We start from the raw sequence: 16,269 nt of genomic DNA, 5'->3' as shown, positions 1-16,269 counted from the left end.
TTTTCAAAAAAGAGGCATTGCCCGTATATACTTGTTGACACCAAATATTTTTCATGGTATATTAACCGTGCAAATTAATTAATAATGATAAAAGAGCCATGAAGGTTCGTTTTGCGCTGAAGGCGCGGACGGGTTTCATGGCTTTTTTGCTGCCTTTATGTGGAGTAGAACGGGGGAGAACAGGTATTGGAGTACGATTAAGAAATAATCTGGTTTATTTTTTGAAAAAAATACTGCAGTTTGTGCTGGTAATATTTTTACTGTCATTGATTGTGTTTTACATGGCAAGACTGTCGCCGGGAGATCCCCTTCGGGCATATTACGGCGAGAGTGTTGAGCGCATGAGTGTTGAGCAGCAGGAAAAGGCAAGGGAAAAGCTGGGGTTAAATGAGCCGGTCTGGGTTCAGTACGGGATCTGGGCTGAGGAAGCCTTTCACGGTGACTTTGGCATTTCCTTCAAATACAAGCAGGATGTCATGAAAGTCATTGAGGGAGTCTGGGCAAACACGCTGATTTTGGGCGGTCTGTCTTATATTCTGACCTTCGCGTTCGCCCTGGTGCTGGGCGTTTTCTGTTCCATGCACGAGGATTCGCCTGTGGACCGGGCCATCTGCAAGGTGGGGACCATCACCAACTGCATTCCCTCCTTTTGGGTGGCGCTGGTGCTCATACTGATATTCAGCATTAATCTGGAGTTTTTACCCTCCAGCGGGGCCTACGCCATGGGGCAGTCGGACAACATCGCCAGCAGGGCCGTGCACTTGATTCTGCCGCTGGCCGTCATGATTCTAGGACATCTCTGGTACTACACCTACATGGTGCGCAACCGGATGCTGGAGGAGCTGCGCAAGGATTATGTGCTGCTCTGCAAGACAAAGGGAATGACCCGGCGGCAGATTGTATGGCGGCACTGCCTGCGCAACATCATGCCGACCTTTATCAGCATTATGGCCATCTCAGTACCGCATATCATCGGGGGAACCTACGTGGTTGAAAAGGTTTTTTCTTACCCGGGGCTGGGAACGCTGAGCTTTGAGAGCGCGAAATACCACGATTACAACATGCTCATGGTATTGTGTCTGCTGACCGGTATTGTGGTGGTGTTTTCAAATATGGTCGCTCAGATCATCAATGATAAAATTGACCCGCGCATGAAACACGAAAGGGGTGAGCTCCTGTGAAAAATAAAGCTTTTGAGCTGGTCGGGCCAGACTACAAGCCCATGGAGCAGGCGGCTATGCCGGCTGCCGGCGGGCGGCTGAAGCGCCTGAGGGGCGTCCCCCTTATCGCTATCGGCCTCCTGGCTGTCATCGTGCTGGGATGTGTGTTCTGCGAGGCGGTCATGAACCATGACCCGACCTACATGGATCTGGCAAACCGGGCAGTACCGCCAGACGGTCAGTTTTATTTTGGCACAGATATGATGGGGCGGGATATTTTTTCCATGATCTGGTACGGCGGGCGCATATCTCTGTTTATCGGCCTGGCGGCCACGGGGCTCTCAACGCTGATCGCCGTTGTTTACGGCAGTATCAGCGGCCTTTCAAGCGAGTGGGTTGACGACGGAATGATGCGGCTTACGGAAATTATTTTGAGTATCCCGTCCATTTTGATCGTCATTTTTATCCAGGCCATCATCGGCCAGACGGGCCCCCTGACCATTGCCTTTGTCATTGGTATTACCAGTTGGATGAACATTTCAAAAATTGTGCGCAGCGAGGTCAGGCAGATCCGCAACGCAGATTATATTTTGGCTGCAAAAACAATGGACGGAGGCTTCTTCTATATTTTGAGGCGGCATCTGCTGCCAAACTTTGTATCGTCCATTATGTTCATGGTCGTCACAAATATCGGCGCGGCCATCGGGACAGAGGCAACGCTGAGCTTTCTGGGCATCGGGCTCCCCGTTGAGGTTATTTCCTGGGGGAGCATGCTGTCAAACGCCGATCAGGCGCTTTTATCAAATGACTGGTGGATTATTCTGATACCAGGGCTTTTCCTGGTGGTGACACTGGTCTGTATTACGGATATCGGAAATTATATCCGTAAGCGTAACAACCGCGGTATGCGGGAAATTTAGTTTAAAACAGCGGCGGCTGTTATAAAAATAAAAGGAGAAAGAAATGAAAAAAATGAAAAAGCTGCTGGCGCTGGGCATCGCTCTGGCGATGACAGCGACAGTATTTGCAGGCTGCGGCAATAAGGCGGCCGGCACAGACGCGAAGGACGGCAATACGCTGGTATATGGCAGCCAGGATTACACAGCCATCAATCCAGCGCTGTATGAGCACGGCGAAATCAACCTGCTTCTGTTTGCTGGCCTGACCGCCCACGATGAAAATGACAAGGTCGTTCCGGGAATGGCAGAGAGCTGGGACTGGGACGCGGCGGATAATACCTACACCTTCCACATTCGGGACGGTATTACCTGGCAGGACGGTGAGAAGTTTACCGCCAATGATGTCAAGTTTACCCTCGAAGCAATTATGAATCCGGACAATGCTTCGGAAATCGCTTCAAACTATGAGGACATCACAAAGATTGAGGTGCCGGACGACAAAACCGTCAAAATTTCCCTTAAAGCGCCAAACGTTGCCATGCTGGATTACCTGACCATTGGCATTTTGCCGGCACACTTGCTGAAGGGCAAGAACCTGGCAACGGATGATTTTAACCGCAAACCCATTGGCACCGGCCCTTACAAGCTGGTATCCTGGGATGAGGGCCAGAGCATTACCATGGAAAAATTCGATAATCACTATGCGGGTGTGCCAAAAATCGACAAGGTCATTTTCAAAATTGTCGAAGACACCAAAGCCCGTGCCATGCAGCTGAAATCCGGCGAGTTGGACATGGCCCAGGTACCGCCGAACGATGCCAAACAGTTTGAGGGCAACGATGAATTTAAAATTTACGATATGAAGACCGCTGACTACCGCGGGATTCTATATAATTTTAACAATGACCTGTTTAAAAACAACCGTGAGCTGCCAAACGCCCTGAGCTACGCCATTGACCGCCAGGCCATCATTGATTCCGTGCTGCTGGGTGAGGGACAGCTGGCCTACTCACCGCTTCAGGCAGGGCCTTACAACAACCCGGACATCGAAAAATTTGATTATAATCCGGCAAAAGCTCAGGAAATGCTAGAGGCCGCCGGATGGAAAAAAGGCAGCGACGGCGTCTATGAGAAGAACGGAACCCGCCTGGCCTTTAAAATCAACATAGCAGAAGGCGACCAGGTGCGTGTGGATATCGCCAATGTCGCGGCCCAGAATCTGAAGGATATCGGCGTGGACGCCACGGTTTCCGTCAACGCTGAGACCGACTGGGCGGGTCAGGAAACCTATCTCATCGGCTGGGGAAGCCCCTTTGACCCGGATGATCACACCTACAAGGTTTTCGGGACAGACAAGGGCTCAAATTACAGCGGCTACTCCAATCCCAAGGTGGATGAGCTGCTTCAGAAGGCCCGCGAAACAGACAATGATGCGCAGAGAATGGAGTACTACAAGGCTTTCCAGGAAGAACTGACAAAGGACATGCCTTATACCTTCATTGCCTATGTGGACGCCATCTATGTGGCCAAGGCCAATATTCAGGGGATTACCCCAGACACCATTTTAGGCCATCACGGCGTTGGTATTTTCTGGAATATTGCGGACTGGACTTTAAACTAAGCTGAAATTGGAGAATTGAGGACACTTAAAAAAACCTCAGTTCTCCTTTCTGCATTTTTCGTTGAGGGGAGTATAGGATGACAACACTACTGGAGATTAAAAATCTGTCTGTCAATATCGCCACAGATCAGGGCGATGTTCACGCAGTGCGGGACGTGAGCCTGTCACTGGAGCCCGGGGAGACCCTGGCCATCGTGGGAGAATCGGGCTGTGGAAAGTCTGTGTTCTGTAAAAGTATTCTGGGGATTCTGCCGGTAAGGGCAGAGGTAGCCGGCGGCGAAATCTTTTTTAAAGGCAGAGATCTCGCAGGGCTTTCAGAGAAAGAGCTGGAAGCGGTTCGGGGAAAGGAAATCTCCATGATTTTCCAGGACCCGGTATCCTCCTTAAACCCGACCATGTCCATTGGCAGCCAGATTGTGGAGGCGGTAAAAGCACATCAGAAGGTCGGACGGGCAGAAGCGAGAGAACGGGCAGTTTCGCTGATGAAGCAGGTTGGCATTGACGCGGCGGAAAAACGTTTTGACCAGTATCCCCATCATTTTTCAGGAGGCATGCTTCAAAGAAGTGTCATTGCCATGGCGCTGGCATGCGGCCCGGATGTTTTGATTGCCGATGAGCCGACCACCGCGCTGGACGTTACCATCCAGTCCCAGATACTGGAGCTGCTTAAAGAAATACAGAAGCGGACAGGCGTGGCAATCCTGTTTATCACCCATGACCTGGGAGTTGTGGCAAGAGTCGCAGACCGGGTAGCCGTGATGTATGCCGGCAAGCTGGCAGAGTTGGGGACTGCCGACGATATTTTTTATGACCCACGTCACCCATATACCTGGGGGCTGCTGTCATCGCTGCCCTCCACTGACGGTGATGAGGAAACCCTGAACCCCATCCCGGGTACACCGCCGGATTTGATCAACCCGCCCAGAGGGGACGCTTTTGCGCCGCGAAATCCCTATGCGCTGGCCATCGACTATGAGGAAGCGCCGCCTGTGTTTAAAGTATCCGATACACACTACGCGGCAACCTGGCTGCTGGACCCGCGGGCTCCCAGGATTGAGCCGCCTGTGCGGGTGAAAAACGGCCGGGTCATCAAGCGGCAGGAGGCCTTTCGATGAATGAGAAAAAGCTGGTTGAAATCCGGAACCTTAAAAAATATTACAGGCTGGACAGGCACACCACCGTCAAGGCAGTGGACGGCGTTTCTTTTGATATACTCAAAGGCGAAATCTTTGGACTGGTGGGAGAGAGCGGCTCAGGGAAATCGACAACGGGTAAGGCGCTGATGCACCTTTTTGAGCCGACTGATGGCTCCGTCTGCTTTGATGGAATAGAAATTTCAGATAAATCTGTCTACAGGAAAAACCGCAGCCGCATCACCGGAGAAATGCAGATGATTTTCCAGGACGCAGCGTCAGCGGTCAACACCCGCATGACCATTGGTGAAATCATCGCCGAGCCCTTCAGGATACGCAGCAGAAAAGCAGGAAAAAAAGCGCTTCGGGAAAAAGCAGCAGAGCTCATGGCTCTCACTGGACTCAGCAGCAGTGTGATGGACCGCTATCCTTCGGAGTTTTCCGGCGGTCAGCTTCAGCGGGCCTGCATCGCCCGGGCGCTGGCCTTAAATCCAAAGCTGATCATCGCCGATGAGCCCATCGCTTCTCTCGATGTCTCCATCCAGGCGCAGATCGTGAACCTTTTTAAAAAGCTGCAGGAGGAATGCCGCCTGACCTGTCTGTTTATCGCCCATGACCTGGCAATGGTGCGCTATATCAGTGACCGTATCGGCATAATGCACCGCGGCAGGCTGGTGGAGCTGGCGCCGGGAAAGGAGCTGTTCAGCCATCCGGTACACCCCTATACCCAAAGCCTGATCGAGGCCATCCCCGTTCCGGACCCCAGAGCGGCCAAGAACCACAGCCATGCCGGGTATCACCCTGAGAGGGGCGGGGGCCAGCCGGTCTGGCATGAGGTGTCGCCGGGACACTTTGTCTTTGCAGCGGAGTAAGACGGACAATAAGACTGGTCAGACCATTGATTTTTCCGGCGTTTAGGGGTACACTATGGGTAATAATTGATCCAGAAAGAAGGAATTACCATGAACATTGTATTATTAGAATCCCTGGCCGTTGACAGCGAAACGCTGGAAGATCTGGTAAAGCCCCTGACAGAAGCAGGCCACAGCTTTAAAGCCTATGAGCGAAATGACGATCCGCAGGTCCTGATTGAAGAGGCAAAGGACGCCGATGTCCTGATGATTGCCAACATGCCGTTGAAGGGTGAAGTGATCGAAGCCTGTGACCATCTTAAATATATTGATGTTGCCTTTACCGGGGTAGATCATGTGGACCTGGAAGCCGCTAAAAGAAAGGGCGTGGCAGTCAGCAACGCTTCGGGCTACTCCAACGAGTCTGTCGCTGAGCTGGCCATCGAAATGATGCTTTCCCTGCTGCGCAACGTCCCTCAGATGGATGCCCGCGCCCGTGGTGGGAAAACCAAGGATGGCCTGGTGGGCAGTGAGCTCAAGGGAAAAACCGTTGGGATTATCGGTACCGGAGCCATTGGAAGCCGCACCGCCGAGCTGTGCCGGGCCTTTGGCTGTAAAATTATCGCCTACAATGGCTTTGGCAGCGGCAAAAACAAGCCAGATTACATCACCTACATGCCCTTAAAGGAAATGCTTGAGCAGGCCGATATCGTGACACTCCATTGCCCGCTGACAGAACAGTCGCGGGGGATGATTAATGCTGAAACCATCGCTTGCATGAAACCCACCGCTTACCTGATCAATGCTGCAAGAGGGCCGGTTGTCGATTCACAGGCACTGGCCGACGCGCTGAACAGTGATAAAATTGCCGGAGCCGGCATCGACGTTCTGGAAATGGAACCACCCTTTCCGGCAGAGCATCCGCTGCTCAAGGCAAAGCATACCATCATTACGCCGCACATCGCCTTTGCCAGCAAAGAGTCGATGAAAATCCGGGCAGATATTGTCTTCAAAAATATTGAAACCTGGATGGCAGGAGAACAGCAGAATATTATTCTGTAAAACAAAAACACCGAGCCGCTTTTTTGTGGTTCGGTGTTTTTTATCCGGGCATGAGCTGCCTGTGCCGGAATCGCCAGTAGAGAAGCCCTGTAATATCGGCTAAAAACCAGCCAATGGGAATGGCCCACCAGATTCCCAGGAGGCCGACGGCGGGAAGCGGGGCCAGAAGGTAGGCCAGCGCCACCCGTGTGCCGAGGGAGATCACTGTGAGTACCACGGAAATACCAGGACGGCCAATACCCCGGTAAAGGCCGTAGAGCAGGAAAAGACAGCCGATGCCGCAGTAGCAGGCACCCTCGATTTTTAAATAGCCAGTACCGATAGCGATGATTTCTGCCTCCTCTGGCCTTACAAAGATCAGCATCAGGGAGCTGCCGAAAAAGAAGACAATAACAGAGATAAAGAGACAGAATACAAGCGCTGTCAGTATTGCGCAGCGGATGCCTTTCTGGATGCGGTCAGCCTTTCCTGCACCGTAGTTCTGGGCAATATAGGTGGAAAATGCATTGCCAAAGTCCTGTACCGGCATGTAGGCAAAGGAATCGATCTTTACCGCCGCGGCAAAAGCTGCCATAACCGATACGCCAAAGCTGTTGACCAGCCCCTGGATCATGAGAATGCCGAAGTTCATGATGGACTGCTGGACACAGGTCAGCAGGGAGTACTGCACAACATCCTGTACAATGGCCCGGTCAAACCGGAGATGTGTGCATTTCAGACGGAGCGCCGGAATTTTCAGAAAGCTGTAGATACCAATGGAAACCGCCGAGACACCCTGGGCTGTGATGGTCGCCAGCGCTGCGCCAGAAACGCCCATATTAAAGCGCAAAATCAGAACAAGATCAAGCACAATGTTTAAAATAGCTGAAACGGCCAGAAAGACCAGCGGCACCACAGAGTTGCCAATGCCCCGGAGCAGGGAGGCAAAGTAATTATAGATAAAGGTAAAGCCAATACCACCGAAGATAATGAGCAGATAGGCCCGGGTGTCTTCCAGGATAGCGGTGGGGATCTGCAGCACCCGCAGCAAAGGATCAATAAAGGCAAAAACCAGAGTGTTGATCATAAGAGTAACAGCGGCGATGAATACAAAGGCGATAAAAAAACTGGTTTTCAGGTCATCCTCGCGTTTTGCGCCGTAGAGCATGGAAAAAACAACGCTGCTGCCCATGCACAGCCCCAGAATAATGGAAGTTAAAAATACCATGAGGGTAAAGGAGGAACCTACCGCGGCCAGTGGACCCGCACCGAGAAACTGGCCGACGATGAGGGTATCCGCCACATTATAAAGCTGCTGAAGCAGATTGCCGAGAATCATGGGGCCGGCGAACAACAGCATTCCCTTTGTGACGCTTCCAGCAGTCAGGTCTCTTTGCATAACAAGCTTATCCTTTCGATTCGAAATATTTAAATTACTATTTGTAAATATTATATTTCCTAAGCATCAAAAAGTCAAAGAAAAACTTACAAAAAGAAAGGGTTGCCTTTTGTTATGAAACGCGGTAAGATAAAACAAACATTTCGAGAGGGAGAAACAGCATGTTTTTAAGCGGATTAGATGAAACAGACCAGCAGATTATAAATCTGCTCATTAAGAACGCGCGGATGTCCTATTCAGATATCGGGGAGGCCGTTGGGCTGTCCCGGGTAGCAGTTAAGGCCAGAATCAGCGCGCTTGAGGACAGGGGAATTATCGAGGAGTATACGACTATTATCAACCCCCAGAAGATCAGTGGAGCCATCTCATGTTATTTTGAGCTGGAAATGGAGCCCGGCCGATTTGCGGAGGTGGTGGATATTCTGAACCAAAATGATCTGGTCACCCAGATTTATCAGGTGTCAGGCAGGAGCAAGCTCCATGTCCACGCCGTGGCCGCGGGCAATGAGGAGATGGAAAAATTTTTAAACCGCGTGATCTACGCCCTGCCAGGCGTCCGGGAGATGAGCTGTAATGTTATTCTATCACGCATTAAGGATATAAAGGGGCTGCGTTTGTAGCCAAAGGCAGATACCCGAACCGGGAATCTGCTTTTTTTATTGGTGGTAATCATGTATAATTAGAAAAAAGGATGATGTAAAGGAGAAGCAATATGAAAAAAGGAATCGCTTTTGCGCTGTTGGCTGTGATAATACTTGGAATATTCACAGCCTGTACGGCAAAGGATAATGGGAAAAAGGACGAGGGGAAGGTGACGCCGAGTGCAGTGCCTACACCGGTCTCTACGCCGGAGCCTACGCCCGGCATGCTGATCAGCAGCGGTGAAGGGTACAGCAACTTTGCAGCGGGACTTTACGCAAAAAGCGCTGAAGCCCGGGAAGGCAATTTTCTGATCTCTCCAGCGTCAGCCTATTTCGCGCTGGCCATGACGGCAAACGGCTCGGACACCGAGACACAGAAGGCTCTTGAACTGGTGCTCGGTATGCCGGTAGACCAGTTGAATGCTGCCTGCGCCCAGCTGATCCCAGAGCTCAGAATGCGTTCGGAAGATGGGGGAAGACTGGATATTGCCAACTCTATCTGGCTTAATGAGACATTGGAGGCCAGGGAGAATTTTATCAATACGGCCAAAGAAATTTATGAAGCGGAAATATTTGAAGCGGCCCTCAGTGAATCCGCAGATGATGTCAACAACTGGGTATCGGAGAAAACCAATGGAATGATTCCGCAGATGCTGGATGAAGAGCCTGGTAACGATGTCGCCATGCTTTTGCTCAATGCCCTGTATTTTAACGGTGTCTGGGATACGCCTTTTGAGGAGAGCCTTACAGAGGACCGTGTATTCTACAGAGAAGACGGAACAACTGTGGAGCACCCCTTTATGAACAAGTATGAGGACAGGATGCAGTACATTAAGACAGAGAACGCCGAGGGGATCAAACTCCCTTACAATAATTACAGGCAGTCCTTTATTGCGCTTCGGCCGACAGACGGCAAAAATATCCATGAGTTTGCCGCTGCTTTTGAGAAGGATACGCTGAAAAATGTGTTGTCCAGGGCCGAGTCACGGGCCGTGAACCTTTATATGCCAAAATTTGAGCAGGATTATAAAATTGACATGAGTGATCTGCTCAGGGATATGGGGCTTGAGATAATTTTTGACTGGAATCAGGCAGATTTTTCTAAAATGGGAACGATGAACGGTTATCCTTTATTTGTCTCAAAGGTTATCCAGAAATCCGCTGTCAGGGTAGATGAACGCGGAACAGAGGCCGCCGCAGCCACAGAGGTGGAGATGGAGATGGCAGCCCTGCCGATGGAAGAGCAGAAGGGGCCAGTAGAGCTGGTTCTGGATTCACCCTACGCTTATTTCATCATGGACAGCGAAAGCGGCATCCCGCTTTTTATGGGGGTCATGGGTGACCCTTCATAAAGCGGGAACACGCAGCCTTAATTTGGATAATAGTTAATGGCCATCACGCTTATGGTAAATGCCAGACACCTGTTCTACGGCATATCCGTGCTTGAAAAATATAAAACTGCGGCGGGAAGGTATATCTAGTTTTTGGGATGTGCGATGAGTCCTGATTGTTATATCTGGAACAATATTAACCCGTGCCCTTCTTTGTTTTCCCTGACGGTAAAACACCGCTGGCTTATATCCGGTATCTGGGGTCTGTTCTTTTTTACGCGATTCTCTGTATTACAGTTCTTCACAAATGGAAGAAAAATACGCTTCTGAGCATTGGTGCAGGCACAGTAATCTACATGTTTCTGGTACAGGTCTTATTTTAATTGCGATTAAAAAAATACACTGTAAATTATACACGCAGCAGCCCCCGGAATCCTCTTGCAGTATAATAGGATTCTGTGCCGTTGTGGTAAACAAAAACATGGTTATAACGCCGGTCACAAAACAGAGCGCCGCCGCGGTTTCTTATGTCTGTCGGTGTTAAAATCCAGCTGGAGGTTTTAGTGTCAAATTCACCCTTTTGCTGTAATGCATGATATTGGGCTTCTGTCAGGAGCTCGATACCCATGGCAGACGCGGCGGCTACAGCGCTGCCTTCAGGCTTGTTTACCTTTCTGCTTTCCAGCGCTTCCTGATCATAGCATAGCTTTCTTCGGCCCGGCGGGCTTTCTTTTGAGCAGTCGTAAAAAAAGTAGCGGTCCGTTTCACCATCGTATTCAAGAACATCCGGCTCGCCGCCGGTTTCTTCCATGGCGTTGAGGGACCACATTTTTTCTGGATGTTCTTCCAGCTTTACGCGCAGCTTCTGCCATTCAAGATTTTCGTGTCGGTCCATATTTTTTGTAAAACGTTCCTGTAGTATTTTAAACAGCGCTTCTGCCTGCTCAGGCATAAGCGTTTTTTTAAAGTTTGCCATTGTGTGCACCTCCTGGTAGTTATGAGCTTATATACCTATGAATTATAGCACCTGCAGGGTATTGCCACAATGAAATTTCTTAAAGCTGCTCCGGGCTTCAGCTTTGTTACAGCATTGAAAAGAAAGTATTTTTATGCGATAATGAACCATAAACTTTGCGAGGGGAAAAGGAATGGGAGAAGATAGAAGGGCAGATATTATCCAGGGCGGGGACGCGGTTCAGATCGTGAGAAAAACCCTTGGACTGGTGGATGAGCGGTTGGTGAACCATGGAGAACGGGTCGGCTATATGCTGTATCAGATGCTCAGGGACAGTGAACGCTACAGCGAAAAGGAAGCGCTTGAAATCTTTAATCTCGGTGTTTTCCATGACATCGGCGCGTATAAAACTGACGAGATTGACAAGATGGTCAAGTTTGAGGCAGACAATGTCTGGGAACATTCAATTTACGGCTACCTGTTTTTAAAATATCTGTCACCGTTGAAGGAGCGGGCAGAGGCGATTCTGTTCCATCATCTGAATTATGACCGCTATGATAAAGTGGAAACTGATTTTAAGGATATTGCTCTGATGATCAAGCTGACAGACCGTGTAGATATCAGCATGCAGGGCCGGGGCGGCGTTTTTGATTTAGAGGAGATTACCGAGGGTGCTGGCAGCCGGTTTGCTCCGGAGTATGTGGAGCTGTTTTTAAAGGCCAACGCGAAATACCAGATTATTGAGCATTTAAACAGCGGCGTCTACGAGCAGGAAATAGAGACGATTCAGAAAAAGCTGGTACTGTCACCAGCGGATATCGACCTTTATCTGCAGATGCTGGCGTATTCCATTGACTTCAGAAGTGAGTACACAGTCAGCCATACGGTAACCACTGTGGGGATCAGCGTTGAAATTGCCAGACTTCTGAACTATTCCGCTGAGGATAAGAAAAGAATTTATTATGGCGCGCTGCTCCACGACGTGGGTAAAATCGCCATTCCCCTTGAAATACTGGAGTATCCTGGAAAGCTGAGCCCGCAGGCCATGAAGATTATGAAGACCCATGTGCAGATTTCAGAGGATATCCTTCGGGGAGCTGTGGCTGACGATATCTGCGAGATCGCGGTACGCCACCATGAAAAGCTGGACGGCTCCGGCTATCACAGAGGGCTGGCAGCAGCGGAATTGACAGAAGGACAGCGGATCGTGGCCATTGCCGATGTGCTCAGCGCGCTGCGGCAGCGCAGAAGCTACAAGGAAGCCTTTCCAAAAGAAAAGATCATCGAAGTATTAAAGGAGCAGAGTGAAAAGGGCAAGCTCTGCCCTGCGATCTGTAATCTGGTGATCGGCCATTACGACGCAGTGATGGCAAACGCGGACAGCAGCTGTGAGGCTTTCTTAAGCGTTTATGATAATCTGATGCTTGAATATGAGCGGATCTACAATCTGGTCAGTAAGCTATAAAAAAACAGGAGGCGGCCTTGTGCCGCCACCTGTTTTTTTATTATGCCTGCTCCTTGAGCCAGTCCTGGATTTCCTGAAGGAAGTCTTCGCCGTAGCGCTCAAGCTTGGCCTTGCCTACGCCAGAAACTTCAAGGAATTCGCTGTTGTTTTTTGGCAGGCGGCGGCACATATCGGTGAGGGCAGCGTTGGAAAAGACCACATAAGCCGGGACATTCTGCTCTGCGGCGAGTCTGCCGCGCAGATTGCGCAGCCGGTCGAAAAGCCCTGGATTTTCTAGAGCTCCGGCGGCAGGCTTTGCTTTTTCTTTGGCGGCCTTTGGCACAGGCTCTTTTTCCTTTGGCAGTTTCATCTCAATGCGCTCTCCCCCGAAGAGCACATTGCGTGCCCGGGGACCGAAGCGCATAACCGGGTACTCATCGTCGGTGATTTGGATAAAGCCCTCCAGCGCCAGATAATGGATCATATCCCGGATGCGCTTTTCGCTGGTGTCTGCCATGATATTATAGGTCGAGAGCTTATCAAAACCAAGACTGAGAATGCGTTGGTTTTTGCTGCCGCGCAGAGTATCGACGACCACCTTAATGCCAAAACGCTGCCCGGTCCGTTTGATGCAGGACAGGATCTTCTGGGCTTCAATGGTGATGTCCAGGATTTCAAACTGGGTCTGGCAATTTCCGCAGTGGTCACAGCAGACGGGCGCTTCCTCACCAAAATATTTGAGCATATAGCCTCTCAGACAGTCGTTGGTATGGCAATAAAAGGTCATGTCTTTCAGACGCTTCCGGTCACGCTGCTTCAAAAGCGCGTCCGTCTCGGGGTCACCGCTTTCCCGGTCAGCGTTCTCAATAAAGAATTGCTGAGTCCGTACATCCTGGCCGCTGTACAGCAGGATGCAGTCCGCGGGCTCGCCATCGCGGCCTGCCCGGCCGGCCTCCTGGTAATAACTTTCCATATCTCCGGGCATGTTGTAATGCACGACAAAGGAGACATTGGATTTGTCAATGCCCATACCAAAGGCGTTTGTGGCGACCACGACGGGCTTTTCGTCAAAGATGAACAGATCCTGATTTTTTTTCCGCACTGCATCGGGAAGCCCTGCGTGATAGCAGACTGCCGGGTAACCCGCCGCGCAGATTTTTTCACAGACATCCTCCACGCTTTTGCGGGTCGCGCAGTAGATAATCCCGCTCTTATTAGGGTGGTCAGCCAGGATCGCCAGAAGAGCATCCAGCTTTTTAGCGGGTTTCTGAACCTCAAAATAGAGGTTTTTTCGGTCAAAGCCAGTCACCAGCACCTCGGGCGCCCTTAAATCCAGAAGTCCTACAATATCGCGGCGCACCTGCTCGGTGGCAGTAGCAGTAAAGGCGGAGAGGATGGGGCGGCTGTCCAGGCTTTTGACAAAACGGTCAATTTCGAGATAGGATGGGCGAAAATCCTGCCCCCATTGAGAGACGCAGTGAGCCTCATCAACAGTAACCATTGCGATATCCTGTTCCCGGATAAAGTTGAGAAAGCCCTCAGCTAAAAGGCGCTCCGGGGCAATGTAAAGAATTTTGCAGTTGCCCTGGCGGATGTCTGAGAGCACCTCCCGGTATTCGACGCTGCTCAGGGAGCTGTTGATAAAGGCAGCCGGGACGCCGGCCTGGGTAAGCGCTCCGACCTGGTCCTTCATGAGGGAGATCAGTGGAGAGACCACCAGCGTTATGCCGTCCATCAGCAGGGCAGGCACCTGGAAGCAGATGGATTTTCCCGCGCCTGTCGGCATGACGCCCACCGCGTCCCGTCCGGACAAGATTGTGTCGATGAGAAATTCCTGCCCTTCCCGGAAGGTGTCGTAGCCAAAGTATTGTTTTAAAACGGCGTGCTTGCTGCCTGTATCCATAAAATTACCTCCAAACAAAAGTAGTTTTATTATACCACAATCAAAAAATTTATTCCGTAATTTGCTTTTGGGTATATAATAATAAAAAGAAATTTTTGTAGCGAGGAGAAAACAATGCTGAAAATTGCCGCCTTTGAAGTGCGAAAGGATGAAATAAAGGACTTTAAAAAAGCCGCTGAAAAATATAATGTAGAGCTGATTTTTACGGGTAAACCGCTGAGTGTGGAGACCTTTGATTTTGCCGAGGGCTGCGGCGCGGTGACAAGCCTTGGGCATAGCCGTATTGACCGCGTGATTTTAAACCTTATGCGGGACGCGGGTATCCGTTTTTACTGTACCCGCACAGTGGGCTATAATCATATTAATCTGGAGTATGCCAGGGAACTGGGTATCCGGATCTGCAATGTCAGCTATCCTCCGACCGGAGTGGCGGAGTATACCGTTATGCTGATGCTCATGTCTTTGAGAAAATATAAGCAGGCCATGTTCAGGGGAAACGTCAATGATTACTCCCTGGATGGGCTGGAGGGCCGTGAGCTCAGAAACATGACTGTTGGAGTTGTGGGGACCGGGCGTATCGGCCGAACGGTTATTGAGATTCTGCAGGGATTCGGCTGTCGAATCCTTGCATATGACGCTTATCCAAATGGCTCGGTCGCTGACATGGCAAAATATGTGAAGTTGGATACTCTTTACGCAGAAAGTGATGTCATAACGCTGCACACACCGCTGCTGGAGAGCACTTACCACATGATCAACAGGGAAAGCATTGCGAAAATGAAGGACGGCGTGGTGCTGATCAATTGCGCCAGAGGATCTCTGATGGATGTGAGCGACGTGATCGACGGCATTGAAAAGCAGAAGTTCGGCGCCCTTGGATTGGATGTTATCGAGCATGAGGATGGTATTTACCATGTCAATCACACGGTGGATATTATCAGCAACCGGGATATGGCATATATAAGACAGTTTCCCCATGTCACCATGACCCAGCATATGGCCTTTTATACCGAGGAGGCTGTCCGCAGTATGGTCTACGGTGCCGTCAAAAATCTGAGAGATCTGAATAAAACAGGAAGCAGCGCTTTTGAGCTGTTTTAACGCAGAAAGCCCCGCGGCATTAAGAAGTTTCTTAATGCCGCGGGGCTTTTTTATTTTGCGCTAGCAATTCAGTGGTTCAACCTTAAAATAATCGACATGTTTCAGCTTGATCTGTGGGCCAAGCTCCTGGGCCTTTTGAATGATCCGCTCGATTTCCTGATGGTCGATATTCATCTGAGCATAGGTCAGCTCAATATCATAATCAATGATCTGTTGTTCCGGCAGCGTAAGGTAGCCAGAGCAGTAATTAACAATCAGGGCCTGTTCCATACCAAGGTTTGTGGCGGCAATTATCTTGACATAATCTCTGTCAATGGGCAGCTTAAAGGCTTCGACGTGAAGCTGGAAAAAGTTTTCCATGATGTTTAAGGCGTACTCAAGCGGAATGTTATCACTGTAAAGATCATAGAAAAAAGTTTTCACATGATCATCAGAAAAAAATAAGTTCATATAATTTGTAATTTCCAGAGCTGTACAGAGCTTGAGGTCATTTTCATATTTTGAGGAGATGAGTTTACCAGTTTCCTCCTTAATATTGAACATAAAATTATTATAGATGATGCCGGCAACTTTGCGTTTTGTCTGAAAATGGTAATGGAAGGTTCCGGTATTGACATTGGCTTTTTCACAGATATCATTATAGGTCGTGTTTTTATACCCTTTTTCATAGAAAAGCTCGCGGGCAGCTTCCATAATATTTTCCTTTGTTTCCCGTCCGGTTTTATATTTTTTCATAATTGTCCTTTATCCAGTTTATACTAACGTAAGTATAGCATACTTCTCAAAAGAC

General features: G+C 49.9%; 15 protein-coding genes and 1 pseudogene. 12 read left to right on the top strand and 4 right to left on the bottom strand.

Features of this window, described 5'->3' with window-relative positions:
- The first annotated feature begins 221 nt into the window (after window positions 1-221).
- The 6 genes from FYJ53_RS10765 to FYJ53_RS10740 all read left to right on the top strand — a co-directional run bounded on the left by FYJ53_RS10765 (window position 222) and on the right by FYJ53_RS10740 (window position 6,726).
- Window positions 222-1,181, top strand: coding sequence for an ABC transporter permease (locus tag FYJ53_RS10765; RefSeq protein WP_371720648.1), 960 nt, complete (start codon window positions 222-224; stop codon window positions 1,179-1,181).
- On the top strand, window positions 1,178-2,080 hold the full coding sequence (locus FYJ53_RS10760) for an ABC transporter permease (protein ID WP_148428216.1): 903 nt from the start codon (window positions 1,178-1,180) through the stop codon (window positions 2,078-2,080). Before FYJ53_RS10765 ends, FYJ53_RS10760 begins: the two co-directional genes overlap by 4 nt.
- A gap of 43 nt (window positions 2,081-2,123) precedes the next feature.
- Window positions 2,124-3,680: an ABC transporter substrate-binding protein gene (locus FYJ53_RS10755; RefSeq protein WP_148428215.1), complete on the top strand. Its 1,557-nt coding sequence runs from the start codon at window positions 2,124-2,126 to the stop codon at window positions 3,678-3,680.
- Between the two features lie 77 nt (window positions 3,681-3,757).
- The gene (locus FYJ53_RS10750; RefSeq protein ID WP_090411790.1) at window positions 3,758-4,795 is read left to right on the top strand and encodes an ABC transporter ATP-binding protein; all 1,038 of its coding nucleotides are present in this window, start codon (window positions 3,758-3,760) and stop codon (window positions 4,793-4,795) included.
- On the top strand, window positions 4,792-5,685 hold the full coding sequence (locus FYJ53_RS10745; protein WP_148428213.1) for an ATP-binding cassette domain-containing protein: 894 nt from the start codon (window positions 4,792-4,794) through the stop codon (window positions 5,683-5,685). The genes FYJ53_RS10750 and FYJ53_RS10745 overlap by 4 nt, the downstream gene beginning before the upstream one ends.
- A 90-nt stretch (window positions 5,686-5,775) precedes the next feature.
- Window positions 5,776-6,726 carry a 2-hydroxyacid dehydrogenase gene (locus tag FYJ53_RS10740; protein WP_148428211.1) on the top strand — a complete coding sequence of 317 codons (951 nt, stop codon included), beginning with the start codon at window positions 5,776-5,778 and terminating at the stop codon, window positions 6,724-6,726.
- Between the two features lie 40 nt (window positions 6,727-6,766).
- Here the strand turns inward: FYJ53_RS10740 and FYJ53_RS10735 are convergent, their stop codons facing one another.
- Complete coding sequence (locus FYJ53_RS10735; protein ID WP_148428209.1) at window positions 6,767-8,104, bottom strand: MATE family efflux transporter; 1,338 nt, start codon at window positions 8,102-8,104, stop codon at window positions 6,767-6,769.
- A gap of 161 nt (window positions 8,105-8,265) precedes the next feature.
- Here FYJ53_RS10735 and FYJ53_RS10730 point away from each other — a divergent pair, with 161 nt between their 5' ends.
- From FYJ53_RS10730 to FYJ53_RS21495, 4 genes and pseudogenes are all read left to right on the top strand, one after another.
- Window positions 8,266-8,724: an Lrp/AsnC family transcriptional regulator gene (locus FYJ53_RS10730; RefSeq protein ID WP_148428207.1), complete on the top strand. Its 459-nt coding sequence runs from the start codon at window positions 8,266-8,268 to the stop codon at window positions 8,722-8,724.
- Window positions 8,725-8,816: 92 nt separating this feature from the next.
- Window positions 8,817-10,097, top strand: coding sequence for a serpin family protein (locus tag FYJ53_RS10725; protein WP_148428205.1), 1,281 nt, complete (start codon window positions 8,817-8,819; stop codon window positions 10,095-10,097).
- A 42-nt stretch (window positions 10,098-10,139) separates the two neighbouring features.
- Window positions 10,140-10,249, top strand: a pseudogene (locus FYJ53_RS21500) (AzlC family ABC transporter permease); the annotation flags it as partial.
- 30 nt (window positions 10,250-10,279) lie between these two features.
- Window positions 10,280-10,459 (top strand): AzlD domain-containing protein, encoded by a 180-nt coding sequence (locus FYJ53_RS21495; RefSeq protein ID WP_013382687.1) that lies wholly within the window; start codon window positions 10,280-10,282, stop codon window positions 10,457-10,459.
- 26 nt (window positions 10,460-10,485) lie between these two features.
- Here FYJ53_RS21495 and FYJ53_RS10715 read toward each other — a convergent pair whose 3' ends face one another.
- Complete coding sequence (locus FYJ53_RS10715) at window positions 10,486-11,052, bottom strand: DUF4256 domain-containing protein (RefSeq protein ID WP_148428202.1); 567 nt, start codon at window positions 11,050-11,052, stop codon at window positions 10,486-10,488.
- Window positions 11,053-11,224: 172 nt separating this feature from the next.
- Between FYJ53_RS10715 and FYJ53_RS10710 the strand changes: the two genes are divergently transcribed.
- A complete protein-coding gene (locus FYJ53_RS10710) occupies window positions 11,225-12,496 on the top strand; it encodes an HD domain-containing phosphohydrolase (RefSeq protein ID WP_148428200.1) in 1,272 nt (423 codons plus the stop codon).
- 40 nt (window positions 12,497-12,536) lie between these two features.
- Here the strand turns inward: FYJ53_RS10710 and recQ are convergent, their stop codons facing one another.
- On the bottom strand, window positions 12,537-14,378 hold the full coding sequence (gene recQ / locus FYJ53_RS10705) for a DNA helicase RecQ (RefSeq protein ID WP_148428198.1): 1,842 nt from the start codon (window positions 14,376-14,378) through the stop codon (window positions 12,537-12,539).
- 114 nt (window positions 14,379-14,492) lie between these two features.
- Here recQ and FYJ53_RS10700 point away from each other — a divergent pair, with 114 nt between their 5' ends.
- Window positions 14,493-15,479, top strand: coding sequence for a D-isomer specific 2-hydroxyacid dehydrogenase family protein (locus tag FYJ53_RS10700; RefSeq protein ID WP_148428196.1), 987 nt, complete (start codon window positions 14,493-14,495; stop codon window positions 15,477-15,479).
- 60 nt (window positions 15,480-15,539) lie between these two features.
- On the opposite strand, the gene FYJ53_RS10695 is transcribed toward FYJ53_RS10700, so the two are convergent.
- A complete protein-coding gene (locus FYJ53_RS10695; RefSeq protein ID WP_090411773.1) occupies window positions 15,540-16,214 on the bottom strand; it encodes a TetR/AcrR family transcriptional regulator in 675 nt (224 codons plus the stop codon).
- Window positions 16,215-16,269 lie beyond the last annotated feature (55 nt).

Origin of the sequence: Eubacterium sp. BL-380-WT-2B (genome assembly GCF_009696115.1) — a bacterium.
Lineage (GTDB): Bacteria > Bacillota > Clostridia > Eubacteriales > Eubacteriaceae > Eubacterium > Eubacterium callanderi.
This window is presented reverse-complemented; position numbering and strand designations above follow the sequence as displayed.

What these genes read in the sequence shown, in the direction of transcription:
- FYJ53_RS10755 (WP_148428215.1), top strand. Translation starts at nt 2,124, where the DNA reads ATGAAAAAAATGAAAAAGCTGCTGGCGCTGGGCATCGCTCTGGCGATG.
- FYJ53_RS10750 (WP_090411790.1), top strand. Translation starts at nt 3,758, where the DNA reads ATGACAACACTACTGGAGATTAAAAATCTGTCTGTCAATATCGCCACA.
- FYJ53_RS10745 (WP_148428213.1), top strand. Translation starts at nt 4,792, where the DNA reads ATGAATGAGAAAAAGCTGGTTGAAATCCGGAACCTTAAAAAATATTAC.
- FYJ53_RS10740 (WP_148428211.1), top strand. Translation starts at nt 5,776, where the DNA reads ATGAACATTGTATTATTAGAATCCCTGGCCGTTGACAGCGAAACGCTG.
- FYJ53_RS10735 (WP_148428209.1), bottom strand. Translation starts at nt 8,104, where the DNA reads ATGCAAAGAGACCTGACTGCTGGAAGCGTCACAAAGGGAATGCTGTTG.
- FYJ53_RS10730 (WP_148428207.1), top strand. Translation starts at nt 8,266, where the DNA reads ATGTTTTTAAGCGGATTAGATGAAACAGACCAGCAGATTATAAATCTG.
- FYJ53_RS10725 (WP_148428205.1), top strand. Translation starts at nt 8,817, where the DNA reads ATGAAAAAAGGAATCGCTTTTGCGCTGTTGGCTGTGATAATACTTGGA.
- FYJ53_RS10715 (WP_148428202.1), bottom strand. Translation starts at nt 11,052, where the DNA reads ATGGCAAACTTTAAAAAAACGCTTATGCCTGAGCAGGCAGAAGCGCTG.
- FYJ53_RS10710 (WP_148428200.1), top strand. Translation starts at nt 11,225, where the DNA reads ATGGGAGAAGATAGAAGGGCAGATATTATCCAGGGCGGGGACGCGGTT.
- recQ (WP_148428198.1), bottom strand. Translation starts at nt 14,378, where the DNA reads ATGGATACAGGCAGCAAGCACGCCGTTTTAAAACAATACTTTGGCTAC.
- FYJ53_RS10700 (WP_148428196.1), top strand. Translation starts at nt 14,493, where the DNA reads ATGCTGAAAATTGCCGCCTTTGAAGTGCGAAAGGATGAAATAAAGGAC.
- FYJ53_RS10695 (WP_090411773.1), bottom strand. Translation starts at nt 16,214, where the DNA reads ATGAAAAAATATAAAACCGGACGGGAAACAAAGGAAAATATTATGGAA.